At 40.9% G+C, this 12,589-nt stretch carries 11 protein-coding genes; 3 read left to right on the top strand and 8 right to left on the bottom strand.

Going from position 1 to position 12,589, the window contains the following annotated elements; all coding sequences use genetic code 11:
* Positions 1–3: 3 nt before the first annotated feature.
* Positions 4–1,722 (bottom strand): acetate--CoA ligase, encoded by a 1,719-nt coding sequence (gene acsA / locus QMF37_RS04160; RefSeq protein WP_078080290.1) that lies wholly within the window; start codon positions 1,720–1,722, stop codon positions 4–6.
* Positions 1,723–1,888: 166 nt separating this feature from the next.
* Between acsA and QMF37_RS04155 the strand changes: the two genes are divergently transcribed.
* The 3 genes from QMF37_RS04155 to QMF37_RS04145 are packed head-to-tail and all read left to right on the top strand — an operon-like array spanning position 1,889 to position 4,336.
* Entirely contained in the window at positions 1,889–2,521 is a 633-nt protein-coding gene (locus QMF37_RS04155) for a GNAT family N-acetyltransferase (RefSeq protein WP_078080289.1), read from the top strand.
* Positions 2,522–2,543: 22 nt separating this feature from the next.
* On the top strand, positions 2,544–3,188 hold the full coding sequence (locus QMF37_RS04150) for an acetoin utilization AcuB family protein (protein ID WP_078080288.1): 645 nt from the start codon (positions 2,544–2,546) through the stop codon (positions 3,186–3,188).
* The gene (locus QMF37_RS04145) at positions 3,185–4,336 is read left to right on the top strand and encodes an acetoin utilization protein AcuC (protein WP_078080287.1); all 1,152 of its coding nucleotides are present in this window, start codon (positions 3,185–3,187) and stop codon (positions 4,334–4,336) included. The genes QMF37_RS04150 and QMF37_RS04145 overlap by 4 nt, the downstream gene beginning before the upstream one ends.
* A gap of 99 nt (positions 4,337–4,435) precedes the next feature.
* Here QMF37_RS04145 and ccpA read toward each other — a convergent pair whose 3' ends face one another.
* The 7 genes from ccpA to QMF37_RS04110 form a co-directional block, all read right to left on the bottom strand.
* Positions 4,436–5,434, bottom strand: a complete 999-nt coding sequence (ccpA, locus tag QMF37_RS04140) for a catabolite control protein A (RefSeq protein WP_078080286.1) — start codon at positions 5,432–5,434, stop codon at positions 4,436–4,438.
* Between the two features lie 101 nt (positions 5,435–5,535).
* The gene (locus QMF37_RS04135) at positions 5,536–6,621 is read right to left on the bottom strand and encodes a bifunctional 3-deoxy-7-phosphoheptulonate synthase/chorismate mutase (protein WP_078080285.1); all 1,086 of its coding nucleotides are present in this window, start codon (positions 6,619–6,621) and stop codon (positions 5,536–5,538) included.
* Between the two features lie 168 nt (positions 6,622–6,789).
* Complete coding sequence (gene ytxJ, locus QMF37_RS04130; RefSeq protein WP_071154602.1) at positions 6,790–7,119, bottom strand: bacillithiol system redox-active protein YtxJ; 330 nt, start codon at positions 7,117–7,119, stop codon at positions 6,790–6,792.
* Between the two features lie 16 nt (positions 7,120–7,135).
* Entirely contained in the window at positions 7,136–7,867 is a 732-nt protein-coding gene (locus tag QMF37_RS04125; protein ID WP_071154603.1) for a YtxH domain-containing protein, read from the bottom strand.
* Between the two features lie 37 nt (positions 7,868–7,904).
* Positions 7,905–8,396, bottom strand: a complete 492-nt coding sequence (locus QMF37_RS04120) for a DUF948 domain-containing protein (RefSeq protein ID WP_058385770.1) — start codon at positions 8,394–8,396, stop codon at positions 7,905–7,907.
* 133 nt (positions 8,397–8,529) lie between these two features.
* Complete coding sequence (murC, locus tag QMF37_RS04115) at positions 8,530–9,843, bottom strand: UDP-N-acetylmuramate--L-alanine ligase (protein ID WP_078080284.1); 1,314 nt, start codon at positions 9,841–9,843, stop codon at positions 8,530–8,532.
* Positions 9,844–10,083: 240 nt separating this feature from the next.
* A complete protein-coding gene (locus QMF37_RS04110) occupies positions 10,084–12,588 on the bottom strand; it encodes a DNA translocase FtsK (RefSeq protein ID WP_078080283.1) in 2,505 nt (834 codons plus the stop codon).
* Between the last annotated feature and the right edge of the window lies 1 nt (position 12,589).

Below are 12,589 nucleotides of genomic sequence, written 5' to 3'. Positions count from 1 at the left end.
CTATTAATCTTCCATGGAAGACAAGTCACCTGTTGGCAAATTAAGTTCCCAAGCCTTTAGTACTCGACGCATAATTTTACCACTTCGTGTTTTCGGAAGTTTGTCTTTAAACTCAATTTCACGTGGTGCTGAATGGGCAGCTAACCCTTTCTTAACAAATTGCTGAATATCTTGAACCAATTCTTCTGAAGGCTCATAGCCATCGTTTAATGCCACAAACGCTTTAATAATTTCACCACGTACCGGATCTGGCTTACCAATCACTCCGGCTTCAGCAACTGCTGGATGTTCCAGTAATTTGCTTTCTACTTCAAATGGTCCAACTCGCTCACCAGAAGTCATAATGACGTCATCCACGCGACCTTGGAACCAGAAATACCCTTCCTCGTCCATATAGGCTGAGTCCCCTGAAACATACCATTTATCTTTTAAGAAATAAGAATCGTATTTCGCCGGATTATTCCAAATTTGACGCATCATTGCTGGCCATCCTTTTTCAATCGCTAAGTTCCCCATCTGATTAGGTGGCAATACATTGCCTTGGTCATCGACAATGGCAACATTGATGCCCGGCACCGGTTTCCCCATTGAACCTGGCTTAATGTCGACAGATGGATAATTACAGATAGTTTGTGCTCCCGTTTCAGTCATCCACCACGTATCATGAATACGTTTGTCGAATACTTCCGCTCCCCATCTGACCACTTCAGGGTTTAACGGTTCCCCTACAGACAACACATGACGCAGCGTCGATAAATCGTATTCTTTTACTAGTGCATCGCCTGCGCCCATCAACATACGGAAAGCTGTCGGTGCACTATACCAAACCGTTACGCCAAAATCTTCAATGGCTTTGTACCAGCCATCTGGAGAAAAGCGTCCACCTAAAATGACGGTCGTCACACCATTTAACCAAGGTGAAAATACGCCATAAGCTGTTCCTGTCACCCAGCCTGGATCCGCTGTACACCAATAGATATCCGTTTCATTAAAGTCCAACACCCATTTCCCTGTCTGGTACTGCTGGACCATCGCATACTGGGCATGCAAGACACCTTTTGGTTTACCTGTAGAACCAGATGTGTAGTGAAGAACCAAACCATCTTCTTTGTCTAACCACTCAATATCAAATGTATCTGAGCTGACCGGTAACTGTTTCAACACATCGACGTGTCCGTCTTGCGCTTTAACGTTCTCCCCTACTAGAAAAATCGTTTCAAGCTCCGGCAAACGATCATAAGGAATCCGCTCTAATAGTTCTGGCGTTGTAACAATTGATTTGGCTCTACTGTCGTCAAGTCGATCGTAAATAGCGCCTTCCATAAATGCTTCAAACAGCGGGCCGACAATTAGCCCCATTTTTAACGCTCCGAACATCATGAAATAGAGCTCCGGAGAACGAGGCATAAAAATGAAGAGGCGATCTCCTTTTGCTAATGTTGAATTTTCTTTTAACAAATTAGCTGCACGATTTGTCATACGCTTCATTTCATAAAACGTGTATGACTCATTACGATTTTGATCTTTGTAGTAAAGAGCTACTTTGTTTTTCCGGTCGGAATCCGCGTGACGATCAATGGCTTCGTGCGCCATGTTAACTCGACCAGTCTCATACCAACTAAATTCTTTTTCAACGTCAGTCCAATCAAAGTTGGCAGCTATTTCTTCGTAATTATGTAATTGATGAATTCCTGGTTTTGCTGGTAAGGTTTTCACATTCATACTGTTCACCCTTTCAAGTTGATTACTTATATTCTACAACATTGCCACAAATTATTGCGAACTATTTAAACTCTTTAGAAAACACTGCATATTTCAATGGCTTTTTTCCAAATCTACTTACGTTCATGTATAATGGAACCAATTGTATCTGACAGGCGGTGAAATGATGGAACATAAAAAGATGTACAACTCGATGGAATTAGAAACTGAACACGGTCTTCTGGTCATTGAAGGTCCTATACCTGGAAAAGAAATAAGCAAACTTGAGTTCCACGAAGACTTGGTCGCCTTCAGACCACCCGCTCAGCAACACAAAGCCATTACAGAAATTGCCGATTTGCCAGAAGGACGTATTCTTATTGTTCGAGATGATAACATGATTGTCGGTTATGTTACATTTCTTTATCCGGATCCTTTAGAACGTTGGTCAGAAGGAAAAATGGATAACTTGATTGAACTTGGGGCAATTGAAGTAATTCCAAAATACAGAGGTAGCGGTGTTGGAAAAGCCTTATTGAGAGTGTCAATGATGGATGATGCTTTTGAAGATTTCATTGTCATTACAACAGAATATTATTGGCATTGGGATTTAAAAGGGACAGGCTTGAATGTTTGGGAATACCGAAAAATTATGGAGAAAATGATGCAAGCTGGTGGACTAGAATATTATGCTACCGATGATCCTGAGATTAGCTCTCACCCAGCGAACTGCCTAATGGCCAAAATCGGTAGCCGGGTCGATAACGAGTCAATCCAGAAATTCGATCAGTTACGTTTTATGAACCGCTATATGTATTGATTTAACACAAAGGGGTGCTCATATGTTAGTGGAAGAAATTATGAAAACGGACGTTCATACGCTCACGTCCAATCAAACTGTGCAAGATGTTATGGACTTATTCAAAGACAAGCGAATTCGCCATGCACCTATTGTTGATGACGGGAAAGTAGTCGGCATTGTAACCGATCGCGACTTAAAAGATGCAGTTCCTTCTCGATTTACCGTCTCACCAAAAGGTGAACCTTACAAAAAAAAAGTAACAGAAATTATGACACCTAATCCGGTTACAGCACATCCGCTCGACTTTGTAGAAGAAGTAGCCATGATTTTCTATGAGCAAAAAATTGGTTGTATCCCAGTAGTCAGCAACCAGCAACTCGTCGGCTTTCTGACCGAAACAGATCTTTTGTACACCTTTATTGAACTAACCGGCGCACACCAGCCTGGTTCACAAATCGAAGTGCGCGTAGAGAACCGATCAGGAATTCTATACGAAGTTTCAAAAGTATTTCATCAACAGAATGTCAATGTGCTCAGTGTCCTCGTTTACCCCGATAGAGAAAATAATGCCAACAAAATTCTGGTTTTCCGAGTCCAGACGATGAATCCACTTGCAATTATCAATAATTTACGAAAAAATGGATTTGACGTTTTGTGGCCAAGTATGCCACAAGTGAACGAATGAAACACGCTGTATTCGTCTTTTCAGAAGATCAATTGGGGTATAAATTTTCTGAAACACATCCATTCAACCAGAAAAGACTCGTCTTAACGATTGATTTATTAAGAGAAATGAACGCGCTTCCAAAAGATTTAATTGTCCCAGCTCGTATTGCAACCGATGAAGAATTATTACTAGCACATGATGAACGTTATATTGATATTGTCAAAAAAGCGGGTCGCGGTGAAATCACACCAGAAGCTGGTGAAAGTTATGGCATCGGCACAGACGATACGCCCATTTTTGAAAATATGCATGAAGCGAGTGCACGTCTAGTAGGCGGGACGCTAACCGCTGTGGATTATGTCATGGAGGGAAAAGCACAGCATGCATTAAATCTAGGCGGCGGTTTGCATCACGGTTTTCGAGGTAAAGCATCCGGTTTTTGCATTTACAATGACAGCTCGGTTGCTATCAATTACCTAAAAAGTAAATACAATGCAAGGGTGCTCTACATTGATACCGATGCTCACCATGGCGACGGCGTGCAATGGAGTTTTTACGACGACCCTGATGTCTGTACAGTCTCTATTCATGAAACAGGACGTTACCTGTTTCCAGGAACAGGTAATATTAATGAACGCGGCAGTGGTCAAGGCTATGGTACTTCTTTCAATTTTCCAATCGATGCTTTTACTGAAGACGAGTCTTTTCTCGAAGTTTACCGGACGTCCATGAAAGAAATCATTGATTTTTTTAAACCTGATGTCATCTTGACACAGAATGGGGCAGATGCCCATTATTTGGACCCTCTGACACACTTATACGGCACGATGAATATTTACAAGGAAATACCCCGGATCGCTCATGAACTCGCTCATGAGTATTGTGAAGGCCGCTGGATAGCTGTTGGTGGTGGCGGCTATGATATTTGGCGTGTAGTTCCACGTGCTTGGTCGTTAGTTTGGATGGAAATGAATAATTTTCCTGTACCTTCTGGGAAATTACCTGAGTCGTGGACCGCGAAATGGCAGCCAGAGTCGCCTGTTAAGTTGATCGATACGTGGGAAGATCCACCGAACTTGTACAAAGCCATACCACGTAAAGCAGAGATTACCGACAAGAATCTGCAGATGTTGAATAAGGCTTTGTATATGATTCGTAATAAATGATGAGGTATTCGTTTCCCCTACTGAACAACAAAACCCTTGTGCAGATCATTTGATCCGCACAAGGGTTTTGTTTGTTTATAGCAATGAAGTTTTAAAAGCTTAATCGTTTTTAGTCGATTGTCTTTCTTCAATTCGGTATGGGAGAATAACTTGCTGTTCTTCGATTTCTTCGTTGTTCATATACTTTGTTAACAAACGCATTGATACCGCTCCAATGTCGTAAAGCGGGAAAGCGACTGCTGTTAACGTTGGACGTGCCATACGTGACAGTTTGGAATTTTCGTAGCTAATAACTTCTGCATCCCTTGGAATCTTTCGGCCTTGCTCTTCTAATCCATGAATGACCCCGATTGACATTTCGTCGTTCCCTACAAAATAGGCAGTCGGCTCGGCAGTCGCTAAAATTTTGACAGCCTCCATGCCCTCATCATAAGAGTTGTTGCATTCAACGACCAGTTTTTCATCGTAAGCAATACCTGCATCTGCTAATGCTTCTTTATAAGCTTTTAACTTATATTCCTTGTTAATCATCGAAGTCATTGGCCCTGAAATAAGCGCAATTTTCTTATGACCATTATCAATGAACTTCTTAACAACTTCGTAGGCAGCACCATAATAATCAATATTAACCGAAGCAATTGCTGCTGATTCATCAATTGAACCTGCCAGGACGATTGGAGTTGGAGAACGCTCCATTTCTTTGAGAAGTTCAGGTGAGATGACATCACTCATGAAAACAATTCCATCTACTTGTTTTCCGAGCATTGTTTCCAATAGCTGAAGTTCCTTATTTTCGTTCTGATCTGAGTTAGATAAAATAATATTGTAACGGTACATTGTCGCGATATCTTCAATTCCACGGGCTAGTTCAGCATACATGCTATTGGAAATATCGGGTATAATGACGCCGACCGTCGTTGTTTTTTTACTTGCAAGTCCACGAGCCACAGCATTTGGACGATAGCCTAATTCTTCTATCACTTTTAATACTTTCTTCCTTGTGGCAGGTTTGACGTTTTGATTAGCATTTACTACACGTGACACAGTAGCCATAGAAACGTTCGCCTCTCTTGCCACATCATATATCGTAACGGTCATTGTGCACCCTCCTTTTCCAGTCTTTCTATAATCATACGACAAAAACTTCAACAATATCAACTAAAAAAAAGAAAAGCCGAAGAAACTCCGGCTTTTCATGTTTATACTTTCATTTCGTACTGTTTCATGAATTTCATTAATGCATCGTAGTATTCATCAAATTGACCTAAATCCATTTGCTGTTGAGCATCAGATAATGCTACTGCTGGATCTGGATGAACTTCAGCCATTACGCCATCCGCCCCAATTGCGATAGCCGCTTTAGCAGCTGGAAGCAATAAGTCACGACGACCTGTTGAGTGAGTTACGTCTACAAATACCGGAAGATGTGTTTCTTGTTTTAAGATAGGCACAGCCGAGATATCTAATGTGTTACGTGTCGCTTTTTCGTATGTGCGAATTCCACGTTCACATAAAATGATGTTTTCATTTCCTGAAGCAATAATGTATTCAGCAGCATGGATAAATTCATCCACAGTTGCTGACATGCCGCGCTTTAAAAGAACCGGTTTGTTGATCTGGCCTACCGCTTTTAATAATTCGAAGTTTTGCATATTACGAGCGCCTACTTGAACAACGTCTACATAGTCAAGAGCCGATTCTAAATGTCCAGGTGTTACGATTTCTGAAACCACAGCCAAATTATACTGATCAGCTGCTTTTTTCAACATTTTCAATCCTTCTAAGCCAAGTCCTTGGAAATCATAAGGTGATGTACGTGGTTTGTAAGCTCCACCACGAATCATTTTCAAGCCTTTCGCTCCGATAGCTTCAGCAACTTTCATCACTTGGTCTTGAGATTCAACTGCACATGGGCCAAAGATGAATGATGGATCTCCAGAGCCTACTAGTTCGCCGTTAATGTTGATAATCGTATCTTCAGCTTTTTTCTTGCGTGAAACAAGTAAAGCTTTGCGGATATCTTCTTCTTGCATATCTAGTGCTGATTTGAAAATTTCTTTAAAGATATGATCAACTGTTTTTTGATCTAATGGTCCAGCATTATTTTCTTTTAACAGATTCAACATATGACGTTCACGCAACGGATCGTAACGGTTAACTCCTTGTTTCTCTTTTAGTTTACCAATTTCCTGAATTACGGAAGCTCTCTCATTAATCAGAGATAGAATCTGCAGGTTGACTGCGTCCACTTTTTCTCTTAGTTGCTCTAAATCTAAATTACTCATTCTATAACTTCCCCTTTCGCGAATAACCTTTATCAGGTGACTCATATTAACATGATAGGACTATTATAAGCAAACTATTCAATAAAGTCACGGAAAATGTTTTAGCGATTCAACGCGCTAAAGTATTTTCACGCAACAAAGCCGAAGCGACTAGGCTTCGGCTTTGTTTTAAAAAATAAATTCTTTCATGGAATCACTTTTAATTTTATCGTGTGAAGCGTGCCAGTCCATTTTTAGACTTGTAAAATGAAACAATTGTGGCGACTCATGCGTAACTCTCGTAATCTCTTCGATAGCTTTAGAAAGTTCACGATTTTCCTGAACGACTAGATACAAAAAGAGTTGATTCGGGTGCAACGAGCTGTACTCATTGTACTCATTCCACGCTTTAGCAGACACTGGGCACGTACTACTGTGTTTGAAGAGCCAGTAATGCTGACTATGCCCTACTGCTTGTTTTAGACTATCTAAATTGTCTACATGCACTAAGTTTTTCATCTAAATCGCTCCTAGATTAATTCTTTTTATCGTAATTAGTCGTTGGATTTGATGATTTATTGCTGTTGTTGTTGCTGCTGGTCGTATTTGGACCCTTGCTCGCACTTGCTGTATTGCTGTTCATGTTGTTGCCTGTGTTGGCAGCATTTGACGAGCTTGATTTTTTTTCTTCTTTTACTTCTTCAACTGCTTCTTTTAAAGCGTTGGCTGTGGAAGTGAACGCATCAAAGTCGGCAGATGAATTTTGAATTGTCGAATGAATGTCAATCGACTCTTCGCCTTCTGATGAAGCGGTTCCATCGTCCATCGGTGAATTACCAGCCTTCATATTTTTTACTTTATCCACTACTTTTGTTGATTGTTCTTTTAGCTGTTTTGCGAATCCACCTGAACCATCGTCATTAAAGTCTGTCTGCTGAGAAGCTTTTTCTTTTAATGTAGTTGCTTGAGTTTTAAGGTCAGCTTGGAATTCTTTTCCTGATTTAGGAGCAAGAAATAACGCAGCTGCAGCTCCGATAACTCCCCCAACCAAAATACCAACCAAGAAACTTGAACCTCCATCTGATTCTTCATAGTCGTAAAGATCGTCGTAACGGTTTGAAGCTCCGTATGACTGAGGTACATAGTCACTCTGCTGATAGCTTCTGCCACTATTCTGGCTATACTGGCCACCTTGCGTATAGTAATCCTTATTATACTGTGAATCATTTGCATCAGATTGATTATAAAAGTTTTTGTTTTTACTCATTGATATTCCCTCCATTTAATTTATGATAAAAGCAATTTTAGTATTGTTCGTTATGAGGTAATTTTTTTTGTCCAGGTACAGGTACCGAAGCAGCATTCGCACGAGCTTCGTAGATTTTACGCTCGTTCCACTTGTCACGGATTCCCATAGCCACGTTGCCCCATTGAACAACTTGCGCAATCTTATCTTCATTTTGTTCTACATGCACTCCAACGCTTGACGTGATGCGACGGACAGTAGAGTTTAAATCAGTAACTGAGTTGCCGACACCTTTTACTGCATCTACGACACCGTTTAATTTTTCTGATTTCACTTGAATGTCTTCAGCTAGTTCATTTGTTTTATGCAATAGGTTTGTTGTTTCCAACGTTACCCCCTGCAATTGATTTTCAAGACCGGCTACGGTACCTGAAACTTCTTTTAATGTGTTTTTCAACGAATTTAATGTCATTGCCAACGCTATGCATAGAACTAAGAATCCAATAGCGGCCACGATCGCGGCAATGTAAAGCAAAATTTGCCAATCCATTCTATTTCCTCCTTTTAAACGAATTATGTTATATCCTTTTCTACCCTTGAAGAGTTTGGATTAAACACCGTCTTTATTATTATTCGACAAAAATAGTTTTGTTCCTGCATGAAAAAACAGTTTAACTCGAAAGTTAAACTGTTTTTCCTGTATTCAATCCATTTTCAAATGCTTCTTGGAATTTAGTGACATCTCCCGCACCCATGAACAAATAAACTGCGTTACCGTGCTTGGCTAGTAAGTCTACCTCTTCTAACTGTAGCAAATGACTGCCCTCGATTTTCTCAGCTAAATCTTGAATTTTAAGCGTCCCTACTTTTTCGCGTGCAGAACCAAAGATGTCACAAAGATAAACCTGATCTGCTTCAGCCAGGCAATCAGCGAACTCTTGTAAAAAAGTTTGTGTCCGCGTAAATGTATGTGGCTGGAAAATAGCGATAAGTTCACGCTCCGGATATTTTTGGCGAGCGGATTGTAAAGTTGCCCGGATTTCTGTCGGATGATGCGCATAGTCATCGATTAAAATTCGATCACCAATTGCTGATTGGGTGAATCTGCGCTTTACTCCTTCAAAATCTTCAAACTGCTGCTGAATGATATCCGCAGGAATGTTTTCATAATGGCAAAGTGAAATAACTGCTAACGCATTTAAGATCGCGTGATCTCCAAACATTGGTAGCGTAAATGTATGGAAAAACTCATTACGAATCACGACATCAAAAGTAGTACCCTCAACGGTTTTCATAACATTTCTCGCTTGGAAGTCATTTTCTTCCCCAAAGCCGTAATAAACGACAGGGATTGGTGCTTGAATCCGTTGCAAGTATTCATCATCACCACAAGCAATGATGCATTTCTTCACTTGTTGCGCCATTTCTTCAAATGCCTTAAAGACATCATCAATTCCCGTAAAATAATCGGGATGATCGAAATCGATATTGGTCATAATTGCGTAATCTGGGTGATAAGCCAAAAAATGTCGACGGTATTCGCAAGCTTCTGCGACGAAGAAATGAGAATCTTCTTGTCCGACGCCTGTTCCGTCTCCTATTAAATACGACACAGGTTTATAGCCAGCTAAGACATGCGCCATTAAGCCTGTCGTCGATGTTTTACCATGCGCGCCTGTAATGGCAACTGATACGTATTGGCGCATCAAATCCCCTAGGAACTGATGATACCGAATAATCGTAGCACCTAATTCACGTGCTTGAACCAACTCAGGATGATCATCACCAAATGCATTTCCTGCAATAATGGTCATCTCTTTTTCTATATTGTTTGCATCAAACGGCAAAATGGTAATGCCTCTTTCGCGTAATCGATCTTCTGTAAAAAAATGTTGCTCAATATCCGAGCCTTGTACGTGTTCTCCCATATCATGCATGATTTGGGCAAGTGGACTCATACCAGAACCTTTGATTCCGGTAAAATGTAAAACTGTCATAAATGAACCTCCTGTGGGAGTTGAAAATTAGTCTATATAAGTCGCTAAGCGAATTTTATAGCTGGTAAAGATAAGCACAAGTACAGTATTATATCATAAATTTGTCTTTCTTTAAAATGCCTCATTATTTACTACATTCTTTTTTATGTGGCTAGCTTGTAGATTTTTCTACTTAGCGTTTCTTTCTCGTATTATAGGAAAACTGAAGTCGTCTGTAGAAGATCCACAGACGACTAGCTTTTACCGAAATACTTCTTCAATATCGTTTTCTGTAATTAACACTGACCGAGCTTTGCTCCCATTTTGCTCTGAAATAAAACCATGTTTTTCGATTAAATCCATTAACCGCGCAGCTCGATTATAGCCAATATGGAACTTCCTCTGCAACAGCGATGTGGATGCACTTCCTTGTGTCATGATGAATCGACAAGCCTCTTCAAACAGGTCATCCTGTTCAGCAGGAGACTCACTTCGCTTGATCAATTCTTCTTCTCTAAAAAAGTATTCAGGCTTGCCTTGCAATCTGACATGCTCAATGACTTTTTCAATTTCGTCATCGGTAACAAACGTCCCTTGTAAACGATTTGGAGCCGACATTCCGTTTCCAAGATACAACATGTCTCCTCGTCCAAGAAGACGCTCTGCACCTTGAGAATCCAGTATCGTGCGACTATCTACTTGCGATGAAACCGAAAACGCAATACGTGTTGGAATATTGGATTTGATCAATCCTGTAATCACATCTACAGACGGACGTTGAGTCGCAATCACTAAATGGATACCGCAAGCGCGAGCTTTTTGTGCAATCCGACAAATAGAATCTTCGACATCTGAAGGAGACATCATCATTAAATCGGCTAATTCATCAATCACAATTAAGATATACGGCAAATGCTGCACGTAATCTCCTTTTTCTTTTACTAATTTATTGTAGCGACTAATATCACGCACACCACTATGTGCGAACAATTGATAGCGTCGTTCCATTTCTTCAACTGCCCATTTTAATGATGCAGTTGCCGCTTTAACATCCGTAATAACAGGACTGACTAGATGCGGTATATGATTATACGGTGCCAGCTCGACCATTTTCGGATCGATTAGCAACAGCTTCAAGTCTCTTGGCGATGATTTATATAACAAGCTGACCAGCAACGAATTGATGCACACCGATTTCCCAGAACCTGTAGCACCCGCAATCAAGCCATGAGGCATTTTACGTAAATCAAGCGTGACCGGCTTGCCGGTCAAGTCCAGCCCAAGAGCCGCTTCGAGTGGAGAATCCGACTCTTCAAAAACAGCACTACCGATAATTTCAGAAATCCGTACAGCACGACTTGTGCGATTCGGAATTTCAATTCCAATGGAACTTTTTCCGGGAATTGGCGCTTGAATTCGAATATCTCTAGCTGCTAACGCCAATTTTAAATCATCCGCTAAATTGCGAATTTTGCTAACTTTTATGCCCTGTGCAACTTTCAATTCGAACTGCGTTACAGCTGGACCTTGAACGATACTTAAAATTTCAGCTTTAATCTGAAAATGAGACAATGCTTCGATTAACCGTATGCCTTGCTCATCCATCCAAACATCATCTTTACGATCGTTTTCAGGAGCCATCAAATATTCTAAGAGTGGCAGCTGATAAGCTTGAGATTCAGCTTCTGATACTGAATTGAAGGCATGTGAAGGCTGATCAACTAAATTTATCGTTTTTTTTTCCGGTTGTGGCGTTGTTACTAGTTGTTCGTCGTGCGGTGGAACATCTGGCAATGGTTTAGTTTTGTTTTTTAACAGTTCTTTGTCTGATTTAAGCATTAGCACATTAAAGGGCACGGTTTTTTCACGTTTGGGCGCAGGTGTTGACATTGCTTCAGTTGCTGGCTCTTGTTCCTGTGCCGGTAACTCTGTAGCCATTGCTGATTCGGACTGCTCTTCGTCAATTTTCAGCTCTGTTACTACGGACAACTCGATCGTAGGCTCTGATATTGTTTCTGATTCATTGTTTTCCTCCGTAGCAGCTGCTACTGGTGCCGTATTTATCGGTGAAAAGGGCGGTACTATCCGTTCATCTTGCTTCTCTTCTACAACAGAAACTTCAGCTGGCTCTTCCTCGGAAACATTGATTACTACAGACTCTTCGATTGATTCTGTAGTTTCAACAGCTTTGGCAACCTCTATTATCGGTTCTTCCTTTTTTTCAAAAATTGGAGCAATCTCGTGTTCGATTGGCGCTTTCGGTTTATGCCATCCGCTTCTAGCTTTTTCTTCTATAGCTTCATCTAGCAACTGACGGTTTATCTTTTCTTCTCTGTCCTCTCCTAACTTTTGAGTAGGTGCAGGTCGAGCCGTGTTAAAGCCGTGAATCGGTGAAGCGATACGAGTTGGTTCAAACCGGTGTGTCTTATTGACCGGCAATTCGGCATTTTTTCGATTGGCAATTGTCGATTGACGGATTGGTGCCTCTTTTGGCCCCATCACTTTTTTTTCTATGGGAAATACGGGCTCTTTTCGAGGGGTTTCCCTTTCACGTCCATTGAAAAACGGCTTTTCTTGACGCGGTTCTGCGCGTTTTACATCGTGAACAAAACCCTCTTTTTCTTCATCTGGAATAAGTGGAAAGCGAAAAGGTGCTTTTTCTTTTTTTACAGTCGGGGGCGTTTCATAAATAATTTCTTCTTGTTCTTCGAACTCCTCGGCGTCATCTGTGAACATGCGATTCCATACATTTTTAATCCAGCTCATT

The organism is Planococcus sp. S3-L1, from assembly GCF_030063085.1.
Lineage (GTDB): Bacteria > Bacillota > Bacilli > Bacillales_A > Planococcaceae > Planococcus > Planococcus kocurii.
The sequence above is the reverse complement of the archived record's forward strand: the minus strand, read 5'-3'. Positions and strand labels throughout refer to the sequence as shown.

Excerpts from the sequence above, each read along its gene's own strand:
- ccpA (WP_078080286.1), bottom strand. The coding sequence starts at position 5,434 with ATGACCGTTACGATATATGATGTGGCAAGAGAGGCGAACGTTTCTATG.
- QMF37_RS04110 (WP_078080283.1), bottom strand. The coding sequence starts at position 12,588 with ATGAGCTGGATTAAAAATGTATGGAATCGCATGTTCACAGATGACGCC.
- acsA (WP_078080290.1), bottom strand. The coding sequence starts at position 1,722 with ATGAATGTGAAAACCTTACCAGCAAAACCAGGAATTCATCAATTACAT.
- QMF37_RS04150 (WP_078080288.1), top strand. The coding sequence starts at position 2,544 with ATGTTAGTGGAAGAAATTATGAAAACGGACGTTCATACGCTCACGTCC.
- QMF37_RS04145 (WP_078080287.1), top strand. The coding sequence starts at position 3,185 with ATGAAACACGCTGTATTCGTCTTTTCAGAAGATCAATTGGGGTATAAA.
- ytxJ (WP_071154602.1), bottom strand. The coding sequence starts at position 7,119 with ATGAAAAACTTAGTGCATGTAGACAATTTAGATAGTCTAAAACAAGCA.
- murC (WP_078080284.1), bottom strand. The coding sequence starts at position 9,843 with ATGACAGTTTTACATTTTACCGGAATCAAAGGTTCTGGTATGAGTCCA.
- QMF37_RS04120 (WP_058385770.1), bottom strand. The coding sequence starts at position 8,396 with ATGGATTGGCAAATTTTGCTTTACATTGCCGCGATCGTGGCCGCTATT.
- QMF37_RS04155 (WP_078080289.1), top strand. The coding sequence starts at position 1,889 with ATGGAACATAAAAAGATGTACAACTCGATGGAATTAGAAACTGAACAC.
- QMF37_RS04125 (WP_071154603.1), bottom strand. The coding sequence starts at position 7,867 with ATGAGTAAAAACAAAAACTTTTATAATCAATCTGATGCAAATGATTCA.
- QMF37_RS04135 (WP_078080285.1), bottom strand. The coding sequence starts at position 6,621 with ATGAGTAATTTAGATTTAGAGCAACTAAGAGAAAAAGTGGACGCAGTC.